At 66.1% G+C, this 25,373-nt stretch carries 25 protein-coding genes; 17 read left to right on the top strand and 8 right to left on the bottom strand.

Features of this window, described 5'->3' with window-relative positions:
• Window positions 1-38: 38 nt before the first annotated feature.
• From NFH98_RS10525 to NFH98_RS10535, 3 genes are all read right to left on the bottom strand, one after another.
• The gene (locus NFH98_RS10525) at window positions 39-713 is read right to left on the bottom strand and encodes a glutathione S-transferase family protein (protein WP_222569477.1); all 675 of its coding nucleotides are present in this window, start codon (window positions 711-713) and stop codon (window positions 39-41) included.
• Between the two features lie 194 nt (window positions 714-907).
• Window positions 908-1,210, bottom strand: coding sequence for an HlyU family transcriptional regulator (locus NFH98_RS10530; RefSeq protein WP_045994789.1), 303 nt, complete (start codon window positions 1,208-1,210; stop codon window positions 908-910).
• A gap of 35 nt (window positions 1,211-1,245) precedes the next feature.
• Window positions 1,246-2,463, bottom strand: a complete 1,218-nt coding sequence (locus tag NFH98_RS10535) for an argininosuccinate synthase (RefSeq protein WP_045994790.1) — start codon at window positions 2,461-2,463, stop codon at window positions 1,246-1,248.
• A gap of 207 nt (window positions 2,464-2,670) precedes the next feature.
• On the opposite strand from NFH98_RS10535, the gene rnt reads away from it, so the two are divergent.
• A complete protein-coding gene (gene rnt / locus NFH98_RS10540) occupies window positions 2,671-3,336 on the top strand; it encodes a ribonuclease T (RefSeq protein WP_349622652.1) in 666 nt (221 codons plus the stop codon).
• A gap of 172 nt (window positions 3,337-3,508) precedes the next feature.
• On the opposite strand, the gene grxD is transcribed toward rnt, so the two are convergent.
• Window positions 3,509-3,859, bottom strand: coding sequence for a Grx4 family monothiol glutaredoxin (gene grxD, locus NFH98_RS10545; protein WP_045994792.1), 351 nt, complete (start codon window positions 3,857-3,859; stop codon window positions 3,509-3,511).
• A gap of 237 nt (window positions 3,860-4,096) precedes the next feature.
• On the opposite strand from grxD, the gene argF reads away from it, so the two are divergent.
• Both argF and NFH98_RS10555 read left to right on the top strand, forming a co-directional pair.
• A complete protein-coding gene (argF, locus tag NFH98_RS10550; RefSeq protein WP_045994793.1) occupies window positions 4,097-5,017 on the top strand; it encodes an ornithine carbamoyltransferase in 921 nt (306 codons plus the stop codon).
• A gap of 84 nt (window positions 5,018-5,101) precedes the next feature.
• Window positions 5,102-5,404 carry a hypothetical protein gene (locus tag NFH98_RS10555; protein WP_348826444.1) on the top strand — a complete coding sequence of 101 codons (303 nt, stop codon included), beginning with the start codon at window positions 5,102-5,104 and terminating at the stop codon, window positions 5,402-5,404.
• A 326-nt stretch (window positions 5,405-5,730) separates the two neighbouring features.
• Here NFH98_RS10555 and NFH98_RS10560 read toward each other — a convergent pair whose 3' ends face one another.
• On the bottom strand, window positions 5,731-6,306 hold the full coding sequence (locus NFH98_RS10560) for a carboxymuconolactone decarboxylase family protein (protein WP_348826445.1): 576 nt from the start codon (window positions 6,304-6,306) through the stop codon (window positions 5,731-5,733).
• Between the two features lie 234 nt (window positions 6,307-6,540).
• Here NFH98_RS10560 and NFH98_RS10565 point away from each other — a divergent pair, with 234 nt between their 5' ends.
• The 5 genes from NFH98_RS10565 to NFH98_RS10585 all read left to right on the top strand — a co-directional run bounded on the left by NFH98_RS10565 (window position 6,541) and on the right by NFH98_RS10585 (window position 11,244).
• Entirely contained in the window at window positions 6,541-7,461 is a 921-nt protein-coding gene (locus NFH98_RS10565; protein ID WP_108133355.1) for a beta-keto acid cleavage family enzyme, read from the top strand.
• On the top strand, window positions 7,458-8,411 hold the full coding sequence (locus NFH98_RS10570) for an L-carnitine dehydrogenase (RefSeq protein ID WP_349622653.1): 954 nt from the start codon (window positions 7,458-7,460) through the stop codon (window positions 8,409-8,411). Before NFH98_RS10565 ends, NFH98_RS10570 begins: the two co-directional genes overlap by 4 nt.
• Window positions 8,411-8,863: a thioesterase family protein gene (locus NFH98_RS10575; protein WP_108133353.1), complete on the top strand. Its 453-nt coding sequence runs from the start codon at window positions 8,411-8,413 to the stop codon at window positions 8,861-8,863. Before NFH98_RS10570 ends, NFH98_RS10575 begins: the two co-directional genes overlap by 1 nt.
• A 40-nt stretch (window positions 8,864-8,903) precedes the next feature.
• Complete coding sequence (locus NFH98_RS10580) at window positions 8,904-9,722, top strand: alpha/beta hydrolase fold domain-containing protein (protein ID WP_349622654.1); 819 nt, start codon at window positions 8,904-8,906, stop codon at window positions 9,720-9,722.
• A 130-nt stretch (window positions 9,723-9,852) separates the two neighbouring features.
• Complete coding sequence (locus NFH98_RS10585) at window positions 9,853-11,244, top strand: BCCT family transporter (RefSeq protein ID WP_349622655.1); 1,392 nt, start codon at window positions 9,853-9,855, stop codon at window positions 11,242-11,244.
• 168 nt (window positions 11,245-11,412) lie between these two features.
• Here NFH98_RS10585 and NFH98_RS10590 read toward each other — a convergent pair whose 3' ends face one another.
• Window positions 11,413-12,777 carry a 4-helix bundle domain-containing protein gene (locus NFH98_RS10590; RefSeq protein WP_349622656.1) on the bottom strand — a complete coding sequence of 455 codons (1,365 nt, stop codon included), beginning with the start codon at window positions 12,775-12,777 and terminating at the stop codon, window positions 11,413-11,415.
• A 218-nt stretch (window positions 12,778-12,995) separates the two neighbouring features.
• Here NFH98_RS10590 and NFH98_RS10595 point away from each other — a divergent pair, with 218 nt between their 5' ends.
• Complete coding sequence (locus NFH98_RS10595) at window positions 12,996-13,670, top strand: Fe2+-dependent dioxygenase (protein WP_045994549.1); 675 nt, start codon at window positions 12,996-12,998, stop codon at window positions 13,668-13,670.
• 12 nt (window positions 13,671-13,682) lie between these two features.
• Here NFH98_RS10595 and NFH98_RS10600 read toward each other — a convergent pair whose 3' ends face one another.
• Window positions 13,683-14,678 carry a GlxA family transcriptional regulator gene (locus NFH98_RS10600; protein WP_045994548.1) on the bottom strand — a complete coding sequence of 332 codons (996 nt, stop codon included), beginning with the start codon at window positions 14,676-14,678 and terminating at the stop codon, window positions 13,683-13,685.
• A gap of 277 nt (window positions 14,679-14,955) precedes the next feature.
• Here NFH98_RS10600 and NFH98_RS10605 point away from each other — a divergent pair, with 277 nt between their 5' ends.
• Together NFH98_RS10605 and NFH98_RS10610 are read left to right on the top strand one after the other, a co-directional pair.
• Entirely contained in the window at window positions 14,956-15,915 is a 960-nt protein-coding gene (locus NFH98_RS10605) for a GlxA family transcriptional regulator (protein ID WP_348826451.1), read from the top strand.
• Window positions 15,916-16,212: 297 nt separating this feature from the next.
• Window positions 16,213-17,481 carry a TauD/TfdA family dioxygenase gene (locus NFH98_RS10610; RefSeq protein WP_108450131.1) on the top strand — a complete coding sequence of 423 codons (1,269 nt, stop codon included), beginning with the start codon at window positions 16,213-16,215 and terminating at the stop codon, window positions 17,479-17,481.
• A gap of 20 nt (window positions 17,482-17,501) precedes the next feature.
• On the opposite strand, the gene NFH98_RS10615 is transcribed toward NFH98_RS10610, so the two are convergent.
• Window positions 17,502-18,695: a GlxA family transcriptional regulator gene (locus NFH98_RS10615; protein WP_349622657.1), complete on the bottom strand. Its 1,194-nt coding sequence runs from the start codon at window positions 18,693-18,695 to the stop codon at window positions 17,502-17,504.
• Window positions 18,696-18,858: 163 nt separating this feature from the next.
• Here NFH98_RS10615 and tmpA point away from each other — a divergent pair, with 163 nt between their 5' ends.
• The 6 genes from tmpA (at window position 18,859) to NFH98_RS10645 (ending at window position 25,373) form a co-directional block, all read left to right on the top strand.
• The gene (gene tmpA / locus NFH98_RS10620; RefSeq protein WP_349622658.1) at window positions 18,859-20,040 is read left to right on the top strand and encodes a 2-trimethylaminoethylphosphonate dioxygenase; all 1,182 of its coding nucleotides are present in this window, start codon (window positions 18,859-18,861) and stop codon (window positions 20,038-20,040) included.
• 17 nt (window positions 20,041-20,057) lie between these two features.
• Window positions 20,058-20,681 (top strand): HD domain-containing protein, encoded by a 624-nt coding sequence (locus NFH98_RS10625; protein ID WP_071211152.1) that lies wholly within the window; start codon window positions 20,058-20,060, stop codon window positions 20,679-20,681.
• Window positions 20,678-22,384 (top strand): 5-guanidino-2-oxopentanoate decarboxylase, encoded by a 1,707-nt coding sequence (locus NFH98_RS10630; protein WP_349622659.1) that lies wholly within the window; start codon window positions 20,678-20,680, stop codon window positions 22,382-22,384. Before NFH98_RS10625 ends, NFH98_RS10630 begins: the two co-directional genes overlap by 4 nt.
• A 105-nt stretch (window positions 22,385-22,489) precedes the next feature.
• Window positions 22,490-23,440 carry an ABC transporter substrate-binding protein gene (locus NFH98_RS10635; RefSeq protein WP_502878740.1) on the top strand — a complete coding sequence of 317 codons (951 nt, stop codon included), beginning with the start codon at window positions 22,490-22,492 and terminating at the stop codon, window positions 23,438-23,440.
• On the top strand, window positions 23,437-24,192 hold the full coding sequence (locus tag NFH98_RS10640; RefSeq protein ID WP_349622660.1) for a class II aldolase/adducin family protein: 756 nt from the start codon (window positions 23,437-23,439) through the stop codon (window positions 24,190-24,192). Before NFH98_RS10635 ends, NFH98_RS10640 begins: the two co-directional genes overlap by 4 nt.
• Window positions 24,189-25,373, top strand: coding sequence for a pyridoxal phosphate-dependent aminotransferase (locus NFH98_RS10645; RefSeq protein ID WP_349622661.1), 1,185 nt, complete (start codon window positions 24,189-24,191; stop codon window positions 25,371-25,373). Before NFH98_RS10640 ends, NFH98_RS10645 begins: the two co-directional genes overlap by 4 nt.

Below are 25,373 nucleotides of genomic sequence, written 5' to 3' on the forward strand. Positions count from 1 at the left end.
TTCTGCCAGATGATGCGCGAGCGGCCTTCCGCACCAGGTTACAGTGACAGTTCGCCTCCCCGTTCGACGGCGCGGACATAGCCGGGCCGTTGGCGACAGCGCTCGACAAAGGCGCCAAGCTGCGGGTGGTCGCCGAGCTGGCCACGACCTTCCAGCGCCAGCAGCGGGAAGCTCATCTGTATGTCTGCGGCACTGAAGCGCTCGCCAGCGAACCATTCTCGCCCTTCCAGGCTGTGCTCCCAGAAGTCCATCAGACGGCGGATCTCCGGCCCCAGATACTGCTTGCGCACGCCCTCGGCAAAGAGCCGGCCCAGGGGCCGCATCAGCGCCGGCACCGGCGGTTTGCCGAGCCGGCTGAACACCAGATTCATGACCAGTGGCGGCATGGCCGAGGCCTCGGCGTGGTGCATCCAGAACACGAAGTCGGTGGTGTCGGCGCTTGACGGCTCCGGCCACAGTCGATGCTCGGTATCGAAGCGCCTGAGCAGGTAGTCGATGATGGCGCCGCTCTCAGCCACCACGCGGCTACCTGCGTCTTCATCGGTGATCACCGGGGACTTGCCCAGCGGGTGCACCTGCTTGAGTGCGGCGGGTGCCAGCATGGTCTTCGGATCTCTGGCGTACTGGCGGATCTCGTAGTCCACGCCCAGCTCTTCCAGCAGCCAGACGATACGCAGCGAACGCGAATTTTCCAGATGGTGCACGACGATCATGGAGCTCTCCTTGGAACGAGTCATGCCTTGAGGCGGGTCTTTCCCTGAGACAGGCAATGGCCTGAGGTGTGGCTCTCCCCGACATGGGCTGGGGCGTGTTAGATGGGCTGACGGGCGCGGCGACGACCTGCCTGAAACAACCGCCCCACAGACACAAACGGCGCCCCGGAGGGCGCCGTTGTCGCGGTGAGCAATCAGCGCGGTTCGAACATCTCGTCGCCGACTTCATCGATGTAGCGTTCGGCCTTCTGACGCATCAGGGCGTCACAGGCTTCCCGCCCCGGCACCAGGTCAGAACGCTCGAACCGATGCTCCAGGGTCTCGCCGCCCTCGATGGGCTTGCGGATGACACCGCTGACGCGGAACTGACCGCCCTGCTCCTCGGGTTGCGAGATGATCAGGTAACCACGGTACTCGACCGCTTCGGCCTCGGGCGCGGCGCGGGACGACGACTTGCCGTCCCCCTTGAACAGCGCTCCGAACAGTTGCTTCAGCATGGGAACTCCTTTGGCCTGTCGCGCGACGTTACCACTCAGTCCTGACGACGACCCTTGCCGGCAGCGATGCGCAGACGCAGGGCGTTGAGCTTGATGAAGCCTTCGGCGTCCTTCTGATCGTAGGCGCCCTGGTCATCCTCGAAGGTGGCGATGGACTCGTCGAACAGCGACTCGTCGGAGCGGCGACCGGCGACGATGGCGTTGCCCTTGTAGAGCTTCATGCGCACCACACCGGAGACGTTCTTCTGGGTCTCGTCGATGGCCGCCTGCAGCATGCGGCGCTCGGGGCTCCACCAGTAGCCGTTGTAGATCACCTCGGCGTACTTCGGCATCAGCTCGTCTTTCAGGTGGGCCTCTTCGCGGTCGAGTGTCAGCGACTCGATGGCGCGGTGAGCACGCAGCATGATGGTGCCCCCGGGCGTTTCGTAGCAGCCGCGGGACTTCATGCCGACGTAGCGGTTCTCGACGATGTCGAGACGGCCGATACCATTGTCGCCACCCAGCTTGTTGAGCTTCTCGAGCACCTCGTGGGGCTTCATCGGCTCGCCGTCGATGGCCACGATGTCACCCTTGTCGAAGGTCAGCTCGACGTAGGTCGGGGTATCCGGGGCGGCCTCCGGCGACACGCTCCAGCGCCACATGTCTTCCTCGGCCTCGGCCCAGGGATCCTCGAGGATGCCGCCCTCGTAGGAGATATGCAGCAGGTTGGCGTCCATGGAGTACGGCGACTTCTTCTTCTTGCTGAAGTCCACCGGAATATCGTGCTGCTGGCAGTAGGCCATCAGCTTCTCGCGGGAGTTGAGGTCCCACTCGCGCCACGGGGCGATCACCTTGACGCCGGGCTTGAGCGCATAGCCGCCAAGCTCGAAACGCACCTGATCGTTGCCCTTGCCGGTGGCGCCGTGAGAAATCGCGTCGGCACCGGTCTGGTTGGCGATCTCGATCAGGCGGCGGGCGATCAGCGGACGGGCGATGGAGGTGCCCAGCAGGTACTCGCCCTCGTAGATGGTGTTGGCGCGGAACATCGGATACACGTAGTCGCGCACGAATTCTTCGCGCAGGTCCTCGATGTAGATTTCCTTGACGCCCAGGGCCTCGGCCTTGGCACGGGCAGGCTCGACTTCCTCGCCCTGACCGATGTCAGCGGTGAAGGTCACCACCTCGCAGTCGTACGTTTCCTGCAACCACTTGACGATGACGGATGTGTCCAGTCCGCCGGAATAGGCGAGCACGACCTTCTTTACATCGGACATGCTAGGGGCTCCTTCTTGTAACCAACCATGGTGTGACCAACGCATTCGCGGCGCGAATAACGCCCGAAGAGCGCCGATTATAGCGTGCATCTGGGGTGCCGAATACCGGCCACGGGACGCCGCTGCCCCAAACTGCTAGACTTTCGCCGTTTCGGCCTGCCGACAGCAGGCCCCCTGACCCCACACGGCCCGACTAAGGAGAGGTGCATGAGCGAGCTGATCGCCCGCGAACTCATGGCGCAACGTTTTCGCAGTTTTCTGCCGGTGGTGGTGGATATCGAGACCGGCGGCTTCAACCCGGAATCCGACGCCCTGCTGGAGATCGCCGCCGTCACCCTGACCATGGACCCGGAAGGCAACCTGTTGCCCGACGCCACCTTCGCCTACCACATCGAACCCTTTGCCGGTGCCAATGTGGAGCAGGCAGCGCTGGATTTCACCGGCATTCGCCTCGATGACCCGCTGCGCAAGCAGGTGGCGGTCAGCGAGTCCGAGGCGCTTGGCGAGATATTTCGACCGGTGCGCAAGGCGATCAAGGCCCACGGCTGTACCAGAGCCATCCTGGTGGGCCATAACGCCGCCTTCGACCACGGCTTTCTCAACGCCGCGGTCAATCGCTGCGAGATCAAGCGCAATCCCTTCCACCCCTTCTCGAGCTTCGACACCGCCTCGCTTGCCGGTCTGGTCTACGGCCAGACCGTGCTCGCCCGAGCCTGTCGCGCCGCCGGTATCGAGTTCGACAACAACGCCGCGCACTCGGCCCGCTACGACACCGAGCGCACCGCCGAGCTGTTCTGCGCCATGGTCAATCGCTACAAGGACCTGGGAGGATGGCGGCTGGCCCAGCAGGAGCAAGGCATGGAAGGGGATTGATCCCCTTCGGCCACTAAAGTCTCAAGACGATAAAGGCCCCGATGGTCGATGACCATCGGGGCCTTTATCGTAGGTGCGAAGCTTTCGCGGCAGCCGGTCGACGCGGTCCCACCGGACAACGCCTTATGGAAAGGCGTTGGCCTGGCGGGCGCACGGCCGCCAACAGCGCTCTTTAGTCTGCAGCGCCTTCCTCGTTCTGACGGGCACGCTCGGCGGCCTGCTTGACCAGCGGCTCGAGTTCGCCGTTGTTGTGCATCTCGACGACGATGTCGCAGCCGCCGACCAGCTCGCCTTCCACCCACAGCTGCGGGAAGGTCGGCCAGTTGGCCACCTTGGGCAGCTCCGCGCGGATGTCGGGGTTGTCCAGCACGTTGACGAAGGCAAAGCGCTCGCCACAGGCCATCAGCGCCTGCACGGTCTGGGCGGAGAAGCCGCACTGCGGCAGCTGCGGAGACCCCTTCATGTAGATCAGGATGGGATTTTCGCTGATCTGGCGCTGAATATTCTCGACGGTGGTACTCATCACGGCTCCTCGTTGAAACGGGCTTGGCTTGCTCGCCCTTGCTAAGTGACGCAGACCGGGACAATGGGGGCATCCCGCCCCATTTTCAATGCGGCCCCGGCGGACTACCTCGCAGGAGGCAATACCCGATGGCCACACTCGGCCTTTGCATGGCCGCATTGTACGGCCCGGCGGCGCGTTGCGCATCCCCTCGGGGCTGGCTAGGATGGTCGTTTTTTACCTCGTTGGAGAGATGCCATGGCCACCCGCCACTTCCTGACCCTACTGGACCTGAGCCAGGATGAACTGCGCTACCTCATCCAGCGCGCCATCACCATCAAGAACGGCCTCAAGGCCCACGGCCCGACCTACACGCCGTTCACCAACCGCACCCTGGCGATGATCTTCGAGAAATCCTCGACCCGTACCCGGGTGTCCTTCGAGACCGCCATGGCCCAGTTTGGCGGGCACGCCCTGTTTCTGTCACCGCGCGACACCCAGCTGGGGCGCGGCGAGCCCATCGGTGACACCGCACGGGTGCTCTCGGAGATGGTCGATGCGGTGATGATCCGGACCTTTTCCCACCAGGGTCTCGAGGAATTCGCCGCCGCCAGTGACGTACCGGTGATCAACGCTCTGACCGACGACTACCATCCGTGCCAGCTGCTGGCCGATGTCATGACCTGGACCGAGCTGCGCGGCAGCGTCAAGGGCCGCACCGCGGTGTGGATCGGCGACGGCAACAACATGTGCCACTCCTGGATCAACGCCGCGCGCCAGTTCGACTTCAAGCTGCGTATCTGCTGCCCCGAGGGCTACGACCCCCGCGAGGATATCCTGGCCGCCGCCGGTGATCGGGTAGTGATCGAGCGCGACCCGATGACCGCCGTGGCCGGCGCCGACCTCGTCACCACCGACGTCTGGGCCTCCATGGGCCAGGAGGAAGAGCAGGCTCGTCGCGAGGCGGACTTTGCCGGCTTCCAGGTCACCGAAGCGATGCTCGACGCCGCCGCCAAGGACGTGCTGTTCCTGCATTGCCTGCCGGCCCACCGCGGTGAGGAGATCAGCGAGACCCTGCTCGACGATCCCCGCGCGGTCGTCTGGCAGGAAGCCGGCAACCGCCTGCACGCCCAGAAGGCGCTGCTGGAGTTCTTGATGCTGGGTCAGGTCAACGGCTGAGATCCTGGTCGACGTACTTATAGACTTTGGTCTAATTCGACGATTGTCGTATACTGGTCCCATCTTCTTGTTCGGGATGGGACCATGGCCCTCACCGCTGATCACAACGACACCGCCCAGCGCATCGACCTCACCGCCTTCATCGAGGACCTCTACCGCGATGGCGAGGTGCTGGAGGCGATCACCCAGCCCAGTCGCGGACTCAGCGCCGAGCGGCTCGATTCCCTGACCCGCTCACGTTCCCAGGCCTCGCGTCTGCGCCGCCTATTGCGCCAGGCGCTGGTGGCCCACAACAGCCAGGGGCGGCTGGTGCTCACCGCCACCGGACGTGAACTGGCCTTTGATCTCTATGGTGTCGGCGCCGCCGACCTTCACGCCAGCGCCTGAGGTCTAAAGCGAGCGACCGACGGTGCTGTCTGGGTGTCGCCAGCCATCAACAGCCAGGCGATAAATAGCAAGGCGGTCTTCTGACACCGGCCAGATATGCCAAGGGCGCCCAGCGGGCGCCCTTGGTGCTTCTACTATCGTTTCTTGGCCGTATCGTTTCTTGCCACTATTCGTTTTTACCAGTAGCGGTTCTAGCCAATATCCGTTTTTACCCTTGGCCTTTTCCAGCGGCGGTCGTTGCTACCTACGGCCTGTGCAAACGGCAGTCTGCAACTTGGCAGCCTGCCACTGCGTCGCCGGTGAAGGCCCCCTAAAGGCCCTCTCGATCAGGCCGCCGCGTCGGTACCTGCAGCCCCCTTCGTCCAGGCGTGGCGCTTGAAGGCGTCGTCGATGGGCGTGTCCGCCAGGTGATTCACGTAGTTCGACAGAATCTTCTGGCTCACCCCCAGCACGATGTCCAGCAGCTGCTGGCGGGTGAAGCCTGCCTCGAGGAAGTGCTCCACCACGGCCGGATCCGGACGTCCGCGATCACGCACGATGGCCAGCGTGGTCTGGCGCAGCAGTTCCAGACGATCATCTTCCAGCGGCTGCTGGTCGCGCAGCGCCTGGGTGATGGCGGGGTCCACCTTCATCATGCCGGCCACCGCCGTGTGCACGGCCACACAGTACTCGCAATCATGCTCGACGTTGATCGCCTGCCAAACCACCGTCTTCTCGGCGGCATCGAAACTCGAGGCGAGAAACAGCTCATGCAGTCGCTGGTAGGCCTCCAGCACGCCCGGCGCTTCGGCCATCACGCTATACAGGGCCGGGATCATGCCCATCTCCTTCTGCGCCTTCTCGAGCAGGGGGCGGCTTTTTTCGGGGGCGCTGGACAGATCGTGCTGAGTAAAGTCGGTCATGGGTCTCTATTCCAATACAGAGGTGAAGGGATACGTCGATGAACGTGCTACTTGGTGGCGCTCGTTGCCGAATCCTTTCCCCGCACTCTCCCTACCCTCCTCATCACGCCTGTTCTGGCACAGATTGGCAGCGACACCAAGGATGTCGCATGACGTCAACAAAACGACGCTTGGCGCCAAGTGGCAGGCCGTCATCTTCGCCACACTGCGCCCATTCACGACGAGGAGAGCATCATGAACCGCAACGTCATTCTGACCTGCGCCGTGACCGGCGCCGGCGACACCACCGCCAAGAGCGACAAGGTACCGGTCACCCCCGAGCAGATCGCCAACGACTGCATCGAGGCTGCCAAGGCCGGCGCCAGCATCGCCCACATCCACGTGCGCGACCCCGAGACCGGTGGCGTCAGCCACTCGCTGGATCACTTCCGCGAGGTGATGGAGCGGGTGCGCGAGGCCGACACCGACATCGTCATGAACATCACCGCCGGCGGTGGAGGGGACTGGATTCCGGACAGCCAGGATCCGACCCGTGGCGGCCCCGGCACCGACATCCAGACCCCGGCCCAGCGCCATGAGCCGGTGGGCGAGCTGCTGCCTGAGCTGTGCACCCTGGACTGCGGCAGCCTCAACTTTGGCGACATGATCTACGTCAACTCCGCCGACTGGCTGCGTGAACACGCCCGCCTGGTGCAGGCCGCCGGGGTCAAGCCGGAGCTCGAGTGCTTCGACCTGGGCCATGTATGGTTCGCCCGCCAGCTCCAGGCCGAAGGCCTGATCGACGGTGACCCGCTCTACCAGCTGTGCCTGGGCATCCCCTGGGGCGCCGAGGCCGACACCGAGACCATGCTGGCCATGCGCAACAAGCTGCCGACCAACGCCAACTGGGCGGCCTTCGGCATCGGTCGCCACCAGATGCCCATGGCCGCCCAAGCGGTACTGCTCGGCGGCCACGCCCGCGTCGGCCTCGAGGACAACCTCTACCTGGAAAAGGGAGTACTGGCCTCCAACGCCCAGCTGGTCGAGAAGGCCGGTCGGATGATCAACCACCTTGGCGCCAACGTGATGACCCCGGCCGAAACCCGCAAGTTCCTCAAGCTGCGCGACCCGTCCACCGGTCAGATCGCCGGCGACAGCGCTGGAGGTGATGCATGAAACAGCTATCCGTCATCGGTACCGGCGTCATCGGCAACGGCTGGATCGCTCGAGCCCTGGCCAACGGCTGGCGTGTTGCCGCCTTTGACCCCGACCCCAAGGCCGAGGCACGCACCCGTGCCTTCGTCGACAATGCCTGGCCGTCACTGGAAAAACGCGGCCTGGCCGAGGGCGCAAGCCCCGACAACCTGCGCTTTGCGACCTCGCTGGAAGCCGCAGTGGACGGCGCCGACCTGATCCAGGAAAACGTGCCCGAGCGCCTCGAGCTCAAGCGCAGCATCCTGGCCCAGATCGACGCCACGGCGCCGCCTGAGGTGCTGATCGGCTCCTCGACCTCGGGCTTCAAGCCAAGCGACCTGCAACAGGGCTGTCAGCACGCGCCCGGCCGGGTCATCGTCGCCCACCCCTTCAACCCGGTGTATCTGCTGCCGCTGGTCGAGCTGGTCGGCGGCGAGGCCACCCAGGCCGAGCACACCGAGCGTGCCCAGGCGCTGTACCAGGCACTCGACATGCGCCCGCTGGTGGTGCGTCGCGAGATCGAAGGGCATATCGCCGATCGCCTGATGGAGGCGCTGTGGCGGGAGTCCCTGCACCTGGTCAACGACGGTGTCGCCACCACCGAAGAGATCGACGCCGCCGTGGTCTACGGCTGCGGCCTGCGCTGGTCACTGATGGGCACCTTCCTGACCTTCCATCTGGCCGGCGGCGATCAGGGCATGCGCCACATGCTGGAACAGTTCGGCCCCGCCCTGAAGCTGCCCTGGACCAAGCTCGAGGCCCCGGAGCTGACCGACGAGCTGATCGATCGGGTGGTCGAGGGCTGCGAGCACCAGGCCGCGGGTCGCAGCGTGTCCGAGCTGGATCGCCGTCGTGACGACTTTCTGGTCGAGCTGCTCGGGCTGGTCCAGAAGTACTGGCCGGAGGCGGAAGGCCTCGAGGGGCGCATCTGATGGCGCTGCTCGACACCGACGTCAAGCCTGACTGGGTCGACTACAACGGCCATATGAACGACGCCGAGTACGCCAGGGTGTTTTCCCTGGCGGTCGACACCCTGATGGAGCGCATCGGCCTCGACGAGGCCGGGCGCCACCGGCACGGCTACACCCTCTACACCCTGGAGACCCATCTGCGCTACCTGCGCGAGGCCCACCAGGGGCAGCCCCTTCAGGTCGAGGTCGCGCTGGTCGATCGTGACGCCAAGCGCCTGCATCTGTGGTTCGAGCTGTACAGCGGCGAACAGCTGCTGGCCACCAGCGAACAGATGTTGATGGGCATCGACCTCGACAGCGGGCGCCCGGGACCTTTCCCCGAGGCGGTGGACACCGCCATCGCTGCGCTGCCGGTTATCTCATCGCCCGCTCCCGAGGGACTCGGGCGGCGTATCGGCATCGTCCGACGCTGACGGCGCCATCAGCGCAGATTCGGCCAGGGAACACCAGACCATGACCATCGATGACTTCGCCGAACGTTTCCAGGCCGGGCTCGACGCCATGGCGACGATGCCGATGAACCAGGCGAGGCGCCACTACGACGAGCTCTGCGCCAGCTTCGCCGGCCCCGTACCGGCCACGATCGCAGTTACCGACGAGGTCATCGACGGCGTCGGCGTGCGCCGCTATCGACCGCACCTCGGCGCCGAAGGCGTCGTGCTCTACGCCCACGGCGGCGGCTTCACCATCGGTTCGGTAGAGAGCCACCAAGGTGTCGCCGCCGGTCTTGCCCAGGCCCTCGGGCGAGAGGTCGTCAGCCTGAACTACCGGCTGATGCCTGAGGCGTGCTATCTCGCGCTGCTCGACGACGTCGAGGTGGTCCGTCGGCGGCTTGCGCCGGTTGCCCTGGTCGGCGACAGCGCCGGTGCCCGGCTGGTGCTGGACGCCGCCAGGCGTGCTGCCGACGACAGCCCCCTGGGCCTGGTCTACCCGCTGCTCGGCACGCCAAGCGACACAAGCCTCGGACCGGACGCGCCGCTGCTCAGCCGGCAGGACGTGTTGGCGGCCTGGTCAATGATCGCCGAACAGGCTCGCCGAATCCGCGACGACCTGCCCGCCAGCCGGGCCATCGAGTGCCTCGCCGTGGAGCATGACCCGCTGACGCCCCCCTTGCTGGCAACACTGGATGAATGGCGCCGCTGCCACCACCAGGTCGGTGTGCATATGGCCGAGGGCATGTTGCACGGCGCCCTGCACGCGCGCTCGTCACTGCCTGCCATGGAGGCTGCCTGGCGAGCATTCCGCCGTGCGCTTGCCGCACATCTTGACTAGAGTCTTTTCTATAAATGCCTTGTTTTTCAAGTGCTTGAATCGACTATCCAGCACATTTTCGTCGCCTTTACCCTGCCCAACCGAGGACACCGCCGACCGCCCGCCCCTCCAAAACGACAACGAGACGCCAATGAACCAGAACATCACCACTTCGGTCGCCACCGTGGCCACCGTCATCGCCCTGATCTCCTTTGCCGCCCTCGCCCCAGGCCCCTTCCAGACGCTGCTTGACGCCATCAAGGTCAACGTCATCGGCAACTTCGGCTTCATCTTCACCTACCCGGCCTTCGCCGCCTCCATCGTCTTTACCGTGCTGATGTTCACCCCCCTGGGGCGGCTCAGGTTCGGCCAGGGAGATCCCGAATTCTCCACCCTGGCCTGGCTCGGCATGCTGTTCGCCACCGGCATGGGCATCGGCCTGGTGACCTGGGGCGTGCTGGAACCGCGCTACCACGTCGATGCCGGCCACAGCACCGACCAGGCCCTGCTGTACGCCTTCAACCACTGGGGCCTGCTGGCCTGGGCCGGCTATCTGGCGATCGGCGTGATCTTCGCTCACGCCATGTACAACCTGAACATCGACAAGCCCGCCGAGACGCTGCTTGGTGGCGGCTTTCTCAGCAAGCTCAACCTGGTCAGCCTGGTGGTATCTACCGTCATCGGCCTGTCGCTGACCTTCTCCTACGCCACCGATCCGCTCAAACAGAGCCTCGAGCAGTTCTTCGGCATCGACGCCAGCCCCACCCTGATCATCCTGGTGCTGTCGCTGTTCGCGATCGCCTCCAGCGCCTCGGGACTCCAGCGTGGCATCAAGTGGCTGAGCAACTACAACACGCTGTTCGCCCTGTTTCTGATGGTCAGCGTCTTCGTACTGACCTCACCGCTGGACATCCTCGGCACCTTCACCCGACTGTTGCCGGAATACCTGGTGAAGTACCCGGCGATGGCGACCGATATCGGCCTCGGCGATCCCGAGCACAAGGCCTGGCTGGCGGACTGGCTGTACGCCTTCGAAGCCGCCTGGTACGGCTGGTTTGTGTTCACCGGCGTATTCATCGCGCGTATCTCGAAGGGCCGCACCCTGCGCCAGCTGGTACTGGGGGTGATGCTGGTGCCGAGTCTGTTCTCCTGCCTGTGGTTTACCACCTTCGGCCTCGGCGGACTCGAGACCGGCTCCGAGGACGTCTTCGCCCTGATGGCGACCCTCGACAGCCATGGCGTGCTGTCGGCCGTCCTGGCGCTCAACATCCTGCTGTTCTTCGTCACCAGCGCCGACTCGGCGGGACTGGTCTGCGAGATGCTGACGGTGCGCCGCTCACGAGCCTTCTGGATCGTTGCCATGGCCGCCCTGGCGATGGTGATCAACTGGCTGGAAGGCGACATCTTCAAGGTCATTCTGACCCTGATCTCGGTCGCCGCCGTGCCTGTCGCCTTCGGAATCTTCGCCCTGGTCGCCGCCTTCCTGGTGCGCATCCGAGGCAGACACGATGATCTGAGCGACAGGCAGGGCCAGGACTCCTGAGCCGCATTGTCGAGTGCCACCCCAACGACCAACGCAGACAGGGCCTGTAAACAGGCCCTGTCTGCGTCATGACCAGGTGTGGTTGGCGGACTTACGTCCAGGGGCTAGCGTCGGCAGACGCCGGCCCCTTCACGCTAGCTCTGGGATGCTAGCTCAAGGGCAGTTCCATCAGAACTTGCCCAATTCGGCCTCCAGCGGGAACATCGCCGCCGACAGCTCGCCTACCGTCATCACCGGAGACTCCGGCGCCTTGGCCGTCGGCCAGGCCTCGAGCAGCCCGTCGTAGCCCTCGACCAGGGCATCGTAGGCACCCGCCTGACGGAACATGTCGGCGTGGCGCTCCAGCGACTCCCGGGCGGTCAGCACAAAGCCACGACCGTCCTGATACTCGACCACGTTCTTGAACTCGCCGTCATCCACGGCTTCTTCGTACTCGTGCAGCGCGGTCTTCAACAGCGCCAGCTGGACCTTGGCCTGAAAGCCCGCATCCTGCTCGAGGCCATCGTCGACGTCGGCCATGGCCGAGAGGATGGTCTCGCGAAGCGATGCGTAATCCTGTTCGACCTCGCTCCAGTCACCGCCCTGCTGCACCTTGCCGGAGAAGGCTTCCAGCTCAGTATCGAAAGCGTCGATGCCACGGCTTTCCAGCGCAGGCGCGATGCCCGGGTACACCTCATGGTAGGGATGGCCAAAGTGGGGATAGGACGCGGTCTTGGCCCCCTCGGTGTAGAGCTCCTTGGCGACCTCAAGGTGGCCGAGCATCAGCGCGAGCTCAGTGGTGTAGACGCCAGGGTTGGCCGCGTCGACGTGGCCACCTTCGCCACCTTCGCCGCCTTCACCGCCTTCACCGCCTTCACCGCCTTCGCCACCTTCGCCACCTTCACCGCCTTCGCCACCTTCACCGCCTTCGCCGCCTTCACCGCCTTCGCCGCCTTCGCCACCTTCACCACCGGAAGACGCCGTCAGATAGGCAAAGACCGCATAGGGATCGCTGGCGAGGGAGGCACTTTCACCGCCTTCACCGCCTTCGCCGCCGTGGCCGTGCTCGCCACCTTCACCACCGTGGCCAGATTCACCACCTTCGCCACCTTCACCACCTTCGCCACCTTCACCACCGTGGCCGTGCTCGCCGACTTCGCCGCCGTGGCCGTTCTCGCCACCTTCGCCACCTTCACCGCCGTGGCCGGCTTCACCACCTTCACCACCTTCACCGCCGTGGCCGTGCTCGCCGCCTTCGCCACCTTCACCACCGTGGCCGGCTTCGCCACCTTCACCGCCTTCGCCACCTTCACCACCGTGGCCGGCTTCACCACCTTCACCGCCTTCGCCGCCGTGGCCCTTCTCGCCACCTTCGCCACCGTGGCCGGCTTCACCACCTTCGCCACCTTCACCGCCGTGGCTCTGTTCGTAGGCAGTGTCGTCCTTGTGCATATCGTCGCCATCGCCGTGATGGTCGGCCCAGGCGGCGCTGGATCCGAGCAGGATGCTGGCGCCAACGCCAATCCACAGCTTGGTACGGGTCTCTTGCGTCATGGGGTGCTCCTTCCTTCTACGTCTACTTGGGGCCAATTTCTTGTTCAGGGCTCGCGCTCGATGGAACCAGGGTCCACTTGCCGCAAACCCATGTCCGATCTGGCAATGTCTGCGCCAGTCAAACCATCAGGTGCCTGCCCACTAGACTGGCGTGTCACGAAGTGTAATGCAAACGATTAACAGTCGGGTATACTGACGGCCATTTGCGGGAGCCTCCGATGATTCTGTGTATCGACAAGGTGCTGACCGACGACCAGCTCCAGCGTATTCGCCAGACACTGGACGCCAGCGACTTTCGTGACGGACGGGAGACCGCCGGCTGGCATGCGCGCACGGTCAAGCGCAATCAGCAGGCGAGCAGCCAGGAGCCCGCCATCGCCGCCCTGCGTGACGAGGTCATGCAGACCCTCTCCGCACACACCCTGTTCCAGATCGCCGCGCGCCCGCGCCGAATGAAGCCGGTCATGTTCAGTCGCTACCAGCAAGGCATGACCTACGGCAATCACGTCGACGACGCGGTGATGCCCACCCCCCAGGGGCCGATGCGCACCGACCTGTCCTTCACCATCTTCCTTGGGGATCCGGACAGCTACGAGGGCGGAGAGCTGGTCACCGAGACCACCCAGGGCGAACAGCGCTTCAAGCTGCCGGCGGGTTCGATGATCCTGTACCCGTCCTCGACGCTGCATCGCGTCGACCCGGTCACCCAGGGGCAACGACTGGCCGCGGTGGGCTGGCTGCAGAGCCAGGTACGCCATCCTGAACAACGTGAAGTGCTGTTCGACCTCGACACCACTCGCCGCCAGATCTTCGAGCGCGACGGCAAGACCGCCGAGTTCGACAGCATCTCCAAGAGCCTGGCCAATCTCCTGCGGATGTGGGCCGAGATCTGACTTGAGTGCCGGTCAGCCGTGGTGTCGAAAGGCCTGCGGCGCGGTTCCGAACGCCCTGCGGAAGGCGCGACTGAAACTCGACGCCGAGCCGAATCCACAGCTGAGCCCGATCGCCAGCACATCGAGGTCGGTATCCTTGAGCAATTGGGCGGCACGTTTGAGGCGCAGCGACAGGTAGTAGGCACTGGGAGAGGTGCCCAGCACATCGGCAAACAAGCGCTGTAGCTGGCGACTCGACACGCGGCTGCGGCGCGCGATCTCGGCCAGCGGCAGGGGCGTTTCCAGGTGCGACTCCATCAGCGCTACCGCATCGACCAGCCGCGGCTGGTGGGTGCCAAGACGCCTGACCAGGCTCATTCGCTGCTGGTCGGTGCGCGAGCGCAGGCGGTCGTGAATCAATTGTTCGGACACGTCCACCGCCAGCGCCATGCCGTGGCGACGGGCGATCATCTCCAGGGTCATGTCCATGGCCGCCGCGCCGCCGGCACAGAAGAAGCGCCGCTCCTCCAGCAGGAACAGCTCGTCGCAGGTGCGAATCGAGGGATAGCGTTCGTTGAAGGTGGGCAGCGTCTCCCAGTGCAGGGTCACCGTATGCCCCCTGAGCAAGCCGGCCTCCGCCAGCACCACCGCGCCGGTGTCCAGCGCGCCGATGCAGCAGCCACCCTGGTCGAGCCGGTTGAGCCAGGCGCTGAGCCCGTGGCCGATCCACAATTCCGGATCGAAGCCGCTGCATACCGCCAGCCACGGCAGATTGCGGACGTCTTCCATGGGGTGGTCCACCAGCAGGGTCATGCCGTTGCTGGCGGTCACCGGCCCTCCGCCCAGCCCGATCAGCGTCCAGTCATAAAGAGCGCGACCGGCGATGCGGTTGGCGATGCGCAGCGGCTCCACCGCCGAGAAAAACGCCATCATCGAGAACTGCGGCAGCAGCAGAAAACCCAGCCGCTGTTCGGCCTGCTCGATTTCACCGGCGCTCGCCTCCAGGCGTTGACCACTGAGCTCTACCATCGCTGTCCGCCTCCTTACCGACGCCCGTGACTGCGGCGCAGCATAGCATGAGGATATCGACGATAACGTCGAAAGGCTGAGTAGAGTGGGGCCGCGCCTCCTGGCTGGCCGTGTCTCGCCTGCGCCCTGAGTTGAGGGCAGCGCACGACGGTGGCACCCTTGCAGCGCGGTGTGGACCGGGCCGATCGTGAATCCGCTGTCGCTGGTGCGCCGATACCCGAACCACCGATCCTGGCGCGGCCAGCGCCGTCCCGCCCCCGCCATCCATGAGGCCACCATGCGTCTGACCTACCAGGGCCCTGTCCCGGAACCCATCGGCTTTCTGCTGCTGCCGCGTTTCTCCATGGTGGCGCTGTTCTCGGCCATCGACCCCTTGCGAATCGCCAATCGTCTGGCCGGACAGCCGCTGTTTCGCTGGCACCTGATCAGCCGCGACGGCGAGCCGGTCACCGCCAGCAACGGCATTCCCCTGAGCGTCGAGCATGACCTGGACAATGCCCCCTGGCTCCCTAGTCTGGCGGTGTGCGCAAGCTTCGAGCCGATGGCCGCGGTGGACCAGCCGCTCAAAGACTGGCTGACGCAGCGCCGGGACCAGGGCGCCTGTCTGGGGGCGCTGGACACCGGTGTCTTCTGCCTGGCCGACGCCGGGCTGATCGAGGACACCGTGACCTTGCACTGGGAAAGCCTGCCCGAGTTTCGCCGTCGCCATCCCGACATCGAAGCGGTGGAGTCGCTCTACGAGGTCGGCCCGGTCGGCTTCTACGGCGCCGGCGCCAGCGCCTCCATTGACCTCGCGCTGGACACCATCCGCCGCCGCCACGGCGATGCCCTGACCCGGCGGGTCAAGCAGCAACTGGTGCACGACCATCGTCGCCTGCCGGCCAGTCGCCAGCGTGACGCCAGCGAATTCGAGCGACTGCCCGAACGCCTGACCAGGGTCATCGGCCTGATGGACAGCCACCTGGAATCCCCCTTGGCCATCGCCGAACTGGCCGTCCAGATCGGCCTGTCGGAGCGTCAGCTCGAGCGCGACTGTCAGCACCACCTGGCCCGTACCCCGAGTCGGCTGTATCTGGAGCGCCGCCTGGCGCTGGCCCACCATCTGGTGACCAGCACCCGTCACGGCGTCATGGACATCGCCCTGGCCAGCGGCTTCGCGTCCGCCTCGAGCTTCACCCGCGCCTTTCGCCAGCACCACGGCGCCAGCCCCCGGGAGCTAAGACGACGGCTCCTTTAACACTGGCCTACCATCTTCGAGCTTCACCCGCGCCTTTCGCCCGCAGTCGACAACAACTCGGCGCCAGCCCCCGGGAGCCAAGACGACGCCTCCTTTGACAGCAACGTGAAAACCACAGCACGCATTGAATGTCGGATTCTGCACGATACCTGTCGATTTATGCACGACTTCGGTGCTGCCTGACAGGCAAGCTGGTCCCCACTTGAGCGCCAGTCGGCGCTGCCATCCATGACGCACAGCGCGGGCGCTGCCATCCGTGACGCACCACGCGCCCGTCCCAGCTTCGACGGAGTCCCGATGAACCAGCCACAGCACACCAGCGAACACCAGCAGTCCGCCTCGGTCGATCTACCGCGCACCCCGGACTATGACGCCTGGCCGATCGAGGTGCCCATCGCAAGCGTTGCCTCGACGCCAAGGGTGCTGACCGTGAACTGGCAGGACGGCCGTGTCAGCCGCTATCACAGCGTCTGGCTGCGCGAAAACGCCGCCGACGACAGCACCATCAATCCAGCGACAAGGGAGCGCATCCTCGATCTGTCGAGCCTGGACGCCTGGCCGGAAATTGCCCAAGCGACGCTGGACGCCAGCGGCGCCGTCGAACTGCTGATGACGCCGGAACAGCGCAGCCTGCGCTTTCACCCCGGCTGGCTGAGAGCCCACGACTACGACAACACCGAAGATCCGCTGGCGCCGCTGGTACCGGTCGAGACCTGGCTCGGCGGCCAGGACAAGGAACCGGTCACCCTGGACGCCGGCGGCTGGACCGCGACCCAGGCCGACAGCCCCGAAGAAGAGACGATCCTGGCCCCGGCGCTCGACGCGCTGCTGCGCCACGGCCTCGTGCGGCTGCGCGGCCTGCCCACCGAGCCCGGCACCCTGGAGAACATCGCCGAGCGCTTCGGGCCGTTGCGGGCCACCAACTTCGGCACCCTGTTCAACGTTCGCGCCAAGCCGGACCCGGACTCCAACGCCTACACCTCGATTGCCCTGCCGCCCCACGTGGACCTGCCGACCCGCGAGTACCATCCCGGTCTTCAGTTCCTGCACTGTCTCGAGAACAGCGTGGCCGGCGGCCAGGCGGTAATGCTCGATGGTTTCGCGGTGGCCGAGGCCCTGCGCGAGGAAGACCCCGAGGCCTTCGCTACCCTGACTCGCGTCCACTGGCGCTACGCCAATACCGCCAAGACCACCGACTACGTCTGGCACTCGCCGATGATCGTGCTCGATGAACAGCAGCAACTGCTCGAGGTGCGCATCGCCGACTTCCTGCGCGGCCCGCTGATGACCGATTTCGACCAGGTCGAGGAGGCCTACCGGGCACTGATGGCGCTCCAGCAGCGCCTGCGCGAGCCCCGCTTCGCCCTGCGCTTCACCTACGCCCCCGGCGACCTGGTGATCTTCGACAATCGCCGCCTGTTGCACGCTCGTGACGCCTTTGAAGGCGACTCCGGCCACCGCTGGCTGCAGGGCTGCTACCTCGAGCGCGATGAGGTGCGCTCGCGCTATCGCATCGTCCAGCGCCGTCGCCGCGAGCGGGAACTGGGCGAGGCCGGACAGGCCTAGCAGCGATGCAAGGCCACCGGCTAGCCTTCCGCCGACGCCGGTGGCCGCAGCCCACGCCGGGCGGTCACGCTCGGCGCCTCGCCAAAGCGCTTGCGGTAGGCCCTGGAGAAGTGCGCCAGGTGGCTGAAGCCCACCGCCACCGCGGCCTCGGTCACCGCAATGCGACTGTCGGCCAGAATGCGCTGGGCCTGGTCCAGCCGCATGTTCAGATAGCACTGCTTGGGCGTCTCGCCGAACTCCTGCACGAATAGCCGGGTCAACTGGCGCTGGGACAGGCCCGCCAGACGACAGACGTCGGGAATCGGCAGCGCCTGGGCGAGATTGGCCTCCATTACCGCCAGTGCGCGCAGCACCCCACGCGGCAGCTCCCTGGGCGAAGCCCGATCCGCTACCCAGCCGGTGCTGGCCCCAGCCCTCCCTGCTGCTTGCTGCGATGTTGCGGCTCCCCTCGCCTCCGCTGGCCGCGAATGCACGATCTGTCGCCCCACCGCCTCGGCCAGCGAAGGACCATAAAGGGTCACGATCCACTCGAGCATCATGTCGATGCTGGCGGCGCCGCCGGAGCCGGTGAGACGTCCGCCTTCCCAGACGTAGCTGTCCGCTCGCACTTCCAGCTCAGGGAACTCCTCGCGAAAGGCCGGCACGCTTTCCCAGTGCAGCGCCACCGGATAGCCCTCCAGTACGCCCGCCCTGGCCAGGATAAAGGGGGCGGTGTCCACCCCCCCAAGCCAGACGCCATGGGCCGCCAGTCGCTTGAGCAGCGCCAGATCCTCGGCACCGATACAGGCTTCCGGCTCATAGGACGACACCACCATCAGACGCCCCTTGGACGCCAGCCCCTGGTACCAGTCGGCCTCGGTAACCTCCGATAGACGTCCATCGACGTCGATGCGTACGCCATTGCTGGCCGTCACCGCCTCGCCATCGGCGGACAGCAGGCGCCAGGCAAACAGATCCCGACCAAAACGGTTGGCCACCCGGAGCGGCTCGAGCAGGCAGAACAGCGTCAGCATCGAAAACTTGGGCACCAGCCACACGTCCAGGGTGTGTTCGGCCTGGTCGGGCGACAACAGCGGCGGCGAGTCCGGACGCGGATAGGGATGGCTGTCGGGCCAGCGGGCCTCGCTGTCTTCCGAGCGGTTGGCACGGCGGTTGGCGTGGCTGTTGGCGTGGCTGTCTACGTCACTGTGCAGGTGGTGATCAACGTCCGACATGGGGCGAATTTTATCAATCCTATGGCGAATTTGATCAAATTGTATCCCAAATAGCACAGTAACCTTTAGCCCAGACAGCGACGCCAGGTGTCGAACCGCCCTTCCTCGACCTGGTGAACCTTTTACAACGCCAGACCGATCGAATCCGGAGAGAGCCTCGACGATGACCCAGCAGACGCCCCCGCAACTGACCGATGACGGCCGCCAACTGGCGCTGACCCTTGGTGAAGGGCATCACCGTCTTGATGCCTTGTGGCTGCGCGAACGCCTGCCCGATGCCGAGACCCTGGACCCCCAGACCGGGCAGCGTCTGATCGAGGCCGCCGAACTACCGCTGGATCTGACCCTCACCCAGGCAGACGTCCAGGATGAGCGGCTGGTCGTGGCCTTCTCCGATGGCCATCGAGGCAGCATCACGATCGACGAGCTCGAGGATGCCGTGCGCTGCCAGCGCTTGGATGACAACGCCTCACGGGTGTATTGGGACTCGACGCTCGCCACACCCCCGAAGGCCAGCTTCGAGCAAGCACTGGAAAGCGATCCGGCGCTGCTCGATCTGCTCGACCAGCTACATCGCTTCGGTTTCGTGCGCGTCACGGATGTACCGGTCAGCGAAGACGGCATGCAGCCGCTGATCGACCGTATCGGCCCGCTGCGCCGGACCAACTGGGGCGGCATCGCCGACGTCAAGTCGGTGGCCAACGCCTACGACCTGACCATGACCCAGCGTGGCCTCGAGCCGCACACCGACAACCCCTATCGCGATCCGATCCCCGGTTACATCTGGCTGCACTGTCTGACCAACGCCGCCGATGGTGGCGACAGCACCCTGGTGGACGGCTTCGAGGCCGCTCGACGCCTGCGTCAGCAGGATCCCGACGCCTTCGCCTGCCTGACCGAGGTGACCCCGCGCTTTCGCTACCACGACGAGACCACCCGTCTGGAGAGCGAAGGTCCGCTGATCGAGCTCGACGCCCGGGGCGAGGTGACGCGGGTACGCTACTCCAACCGCACCGAGCGTATCGACCTGATGGACAGCGCCCTGCTGCGTCGCTACTACGCCGCCCGCAAGGCCTTCTACCAACTGATTCGCTCGTCCGAGCTTACCCTCGAACTCAAGCTGTCCCCTGGCGAGATGCTGATCATGGACAACTACCGCCTGCTGCACGGGCGTACCGCCTTCCAGCTCGAAGGCGGCGTACGCCACCTGCGCCAGGGCTACGTGGATCGCGACAGCACCGCCAGTCGACGCCTGTTGCTGAAGGATCGGCTCAAGCCCGCACACGACTCGGAAGCCGGTGCCGCCGACAACCTCGCACGAACCACCCAGGGGGCCAGCGCATGAGCACCAGCGATCTCGCACTGACCCAGGCCCGCTTCGCGCGCTTTGACCAGAGCACCGCCGAAGAGTGGCGCCTGATCGACCGGCACTTTCGTGCCTACCAGAGCGACGCCTGCCGTCGTGTACTCGCCCACCTGGAGCGACTCAAGGGCGACACCCACGGCTACCCGGTGGACCGCTACGAGCACTGTCTGCAGACCGCCACCCGCGCGCTGCGTGACGGCGCCGATGAAGAGACCGTGGTCTGTGCCCTGCTCCACGACATCGGCGACGACCTGGCCCCGGCCAATCACGCCGAGATCGCCGCCGCCATCCTCGAGCCTTTCGTCGACCCGCTCAATGTCTGGATGATCCGTCACCACGAGCTGTTTCAGGGCTACCACTACCGCCACTTCTTCGGCCAGGATCGCCACGCCCGTGAGGCCTATCGCGACCACCCGGCCTACGCCCGCACGGTGCGCTTCTGCGACGACTGGGACCAGACCAGCTTCGACCCCGACTACGACACCCTGCCCCTGGGCGCCTTCCTGCCGATGATCGAAAACGTCATGGGCCGCGAACCCTTCGGCGGCCTGCCGAGCGTGGTGGAGGATAGCGACTCGAGCCCCGAGCCCAAGGCGAATGCCCAGGAGGCCTGCCGATGACTACCTGCGCCCAGCGCCTGATCGAGCTGCTCGAGGCCCAGGGGATCGACACCGTCTTCGGCATTCCCGGCGTGCACACCGTCGAGCTGTACCGGGGCCTTGAGCATTCGCGACTTCGCCATGTCACGCCACGCCACGAACAGGGCGCCGGTTTCATGGCCGACGGCTACGCCCGGGCCAGCGGGCGCCCCGCCGCCTGCTTTATCATCACGGGCCCGGGCATGACCAATATCGCCACCGCCATGGGCCAGGCGCTGGCCGATTCGGTGCCGATGCTGGTGATTTCCAGCGTCAATACCGTGTCGACGCTTGGGCGCGGCCAGGGCCGTCTCCACGAGATGCCCCACCAGGGCCAGACCCTGGCCGGGGTGGCGCGCTTCAGCCACACCCTGCTCGATCCCGAGGCGCTGCCCGAAGTACTGGCCCGCGCCTTCGCCGTGTTCCAGGGCGCACGCCCGGGGCCGGTGCATATCGAGATCCCCATCGATCTGTTCGCCGCCCCGGTCAAGGCACCGATGCCTCCGGCGATGCGCGTCTTTCCCCCGGCGCCGGCGCCCCAGGCCGTCGCGGCCGCCAGCCGACTGCTGGGCGAGGCACAGCGCCCGCTGGTACTGGTGGGAGGTGGCGCCTGCGCCGCCGCCACCAGCGTCACCGCCCTGGTCGAACACCTGGACGCCCCCACCCTGACCACCATCAATGCCCGCGGGCTGCTCGGTGCCGACCATCCGCTGGACCTGGGCGCCACCGCCAGCCTGCCGGCGACACGCCGACTGGCCCGGCAGGCCGACGTCATCCTGGCCCTTGGCACCGAACTCGGCGAAACCGACTACGACCTGGTGTTCGACGACGGTTTCAAGCTCGAGGGCAGCCTGATCCGGGTCGATCTGGACGCCGAGCAGCTGGCGCGCAGTCACATCGCCGACCTGGCCCTGGTGGCCGATATCGGGCTGACCGCCGAGGCCCTGCTGGTCGCACTGGAACGCGGCGAAGATGAAGGCCGGCCGCAACGAGAAGTCGGTCGCGAGCGCTGCGAGCGCGTGCGCCACGAGCTGGCCCTCGCCGATGACCCGGAGCTCGCGCGGTATCGGCCGCTGTTTGCCACCCTCGACGAGGTGCTGCCCGAGGCGATCATCGTCGGCGACTCCACCGGCCCGGTGTACGCCGGCAACGTGGTGGCCAGGCGCCCGGCGCCACGTCGCTGGTTCAACGCCGCCACCGGCTTCGGCACCCTGGGCTACGGCCTGCCTGCGGCCCTGGGCGCGGGGCTGGCACGACCGGATCTGCCGGTGGTGGCGCTGGTCGGCGACGGCGGCCTGCAGTTCGTGCTGGGAGAGCTTGCCACCGCCCGGGATATCGCCCTGGAGGCCGACCGCGCTCGTGCCGAGCAGGGGGCAATCGACCGTGATTCGAGCGATGCGGCCTGCGCCGACACCGCCCTGGCCAGGCCCTTGGCGATCCTGATCTGGAACAACGACGGCTACGACGAGATACGCCGTTACATGAGCGCCGACGGTGTGGCTCACGTGGGTGTCGATCTGGCTCCCCCGGACTTCGCCGCCCTCGCCCAGGCCTTCGACTGCCGCTATCGTCAGGCCGCCAGCGCCGACGACCTGGCGTCGGCGCTTTCAAGCCTGAATGATGCCGGCTCACCGCTGATCGTCGAGATCGACGCCCTGGCCTGGTGCCGCAGGATCGAACACTGAGGCAGGACGCCTGCGCCGAGCGGATCGACGGCGTCCCGACCCTGCATCACTTTTGCATCAGTTATGCATCAGTTATGCATCCATAAAATAACGAAGGAGTTCCCCGTGACTCGATGTTTCTCGCACAAGCCCCGTTCCATCGCCCTGGCAGCCGCCCTCGGCCTTGCCGCCGCCTCCGCCCAGGCCGCTGACCGCGACGATGAGCTGAGCCTGGTCGTCCCGCCCTGGCCCGGGGTCACCGTCAAGAGCGAGATCCTGGCGCAGCTCGTCGCGCCCCTGGGCTACCAGGTCGAACGCCAGGAGCTCAGCTCCACTGTGGGCTACAAGACCCTGACCACCGGCGACAGCGACGCCTTTCTGGCCGGCTGGCTGCCGGCCCAGCAGGAAAGCTACGACGCCGCCATGGCGGCGGACGCCATCGTCGATCTGGGCAACAACGTGACCGGCGCGCGCATGGGATTCGCCGTGCCCGGCTACGTGGCCGAGGCCGGTATCACCGACGCTTCCCAGTTGGGCGAGGCGCAGAACGCCGAGCGTTTCGAGCACACCTTCTACTCGATCGAAAGCGGCTCCACCGTGACCGACTTCATCCACGCCGCCATCGACAGCGACGCCCACGGGCTCGGTGACTGGGAGGTCATGTCCTCCTCGACCCCCGGCATGCTCAGCGAAGTCAAGGCGGCGGTGAACGAACAACGCTGGATCGTCTTCTACGGCTGGACGCCTCACTGGATGATCCCCGAGTACGACGTGCACATTCTCGACGACAGCGAAGGCGTGTTCGGCCCCGACAACGGCCGCAGCGACGTCAAGACCATCGTCGCCAGCGAGTTCGCCGAGGCCAATCCCAACCTGACCCGACTGCTCGACCAGTTCGTGTTCAGCGCGCATGAGCAGAGCGAGTTCATCAAGGCCTTCAGCCTCGAGGAGCGTGACCTCGACGAGGTTGCCCGAGAGTGGCTCGAGCAGCATCCCGTCAAGCGCGCTGCCTTCCTCGAAGGCGTCACCACCCGCGACGGCGATGACGCCCTGGCCGCCCTGGAGGCGAGCCTGTGAGCGAAGACAGCCGCCAGCAGCGCATCCGCCGCGACCTGGCCGCCGCCTACCGGCTGATGGCCATGGATGGCATGGATGACGGCATCTCGACCCATATCTCGGCGCGAGTCGCCCCGGGGCGCTTCCTGCTCAATGCCTTCGGTCTGCGCTTCGAGGAGATCACCGCCGACTCTCTGGTGACTGTCGACGAGCACGGCCAGGTGCTCGACGATCCCACCGGCCTCGGCATCAACCCGGCCGGCTTCACCATCCACAGCGCCATCCACGCGGCGCGTCCCGACGCCCACTGTGTACTGCACTCCCACAGCGTCGCCGGGGTCGCCGTGTCCTGCCTCGAGCAGGGCCTCGCGCCACTGAACCAGTGGGCGATGCAGTTCTATCGGCGCATCGGCTATCACGACTACGAGGGCATCGCCCTCGACCTGGCCGAGCGTGAACGGCTGGTACGTGACCTCGGCGAGCACATGAGCATGATCCTGCGCCAGCACGGCCTGCTGGTGGTCGGCGAAAGCGTCGGCGACGCCTTTCTGCGCATGCGCGACCTGGAGCGCTCCTGCCAGGCCCAGCTCGCGGCCCAGGCCACCGGGGCGGCGCTGGTCAGCGCCAGTCCTGAGCTTTGCGAAAAGGTCGCCCGCCAGTACGACGACTGGGCCGCGAGCCCCCAGGGCACCGAGCTTGCCTGGCGGGCGGAACTGCGCCGCCTCGGCATCGACGCTCCCGCCGCTTCCGACAACAAGGACCCTGCACCATGAAAGTCTCCGCCCTGACCCAACGCATCGCCGGCGAAGGCGCCGCCGCCTGGGACATCCATGTGCGTGCGCTGAAGCGCCAGGCCAGCGGTGAAGACATCACCGTACTGTCGGTGGGCGATCCCGACTTCACCACCCCCGCCCCGATCATCGAGGCGGCCAAGCAAAGCCTCGACCGCGGCGCGACCCACTATGCCGACGTCCAGGGCAAGGGTGAGCTGCGCGAAGCCATCAGCCGCCACTATAGTCGCCATCAGGGTGTCGAGGTGTCCCCCGAGCGACTGATCGTGATGGCCGGCGCCCAGTGCGGGCTCTACGCCACCGCCCAATGCCTGCTCGACCCTGGTGACGAGGTGATCGTGCCGGAGCCGAGCTACGTCACCTACGAGGCGGTGATCCAGTCGACCGGTGCACGACTGGCCCGAGTGCCGCTGCGGCCAGAGGCCGGCTTCCGACTCGACGTGGCCGATATCGCCGCCGCGATCACCGACAACACCCGGGCGATCCTGCTCAACAGCCCCCACAACCCCACCGGCCAGTCGATGACCCGGCAGCAGTGGGAGCAGATCGCCGAGCTGTGCCACCGCCATGACCTGTGGCTGATCTCCGACGAGGTCTACGCCGAGCTGATCTTCGAGGGCGAGCACCACAGCCCGCTGGCGTTGCCCGACATGGCCAATCGCAGTGTGGTGATCTCGAGCCTGTCCAAGTCCCACGCCATGACCGGCTGGCGGCTGGGCTGGGTGGTCGCGCCCGAGGCGCTGATCGAGCACCTGGACAATCTGGCGCTGTGCATGCTGTACGGCTGCCCGGACTTTATCCAGGACGCGGCGATCACCGCGCTCGACAGCGACCTCCCCGAGCTTGCCACCATGCACGCCGCCTACCGTGAACGCCGCGACAGCGTCTGCCACGCCCTAGACGGTGCCGACTCGGTCAAGGCGATCTGCCCGGACGCCGGCATGTTCGTGATGGTCGACATCCGCTCCACTGGTCTGTCATCGGCCGAGTTCGCCGATGGCCTGCTCGACGAATGCGGCATCTCGGTGCTGTCCGGTGAGGCCTTCGGCCCCTCGGCGGCTGGCTTTGTGAGGCTGAGCCTGACCCAGCCCCCGGAGCGCCTGAGTCGCGCCGCAACACGGCTTCGTGAGTTTGCCGATGCCTGTCTTGTCACCAGCCCCTGA

The organism is Halomonas sp. H33-56, assembly GCF_040147035.1.
GTDB classification, from domain to species: Bacteria; Pseudomonadota; Gammaproteobacteria; order Pseudomonadales; family Halomonadaceae; genus Halomonas; species Halomonas litopenaei.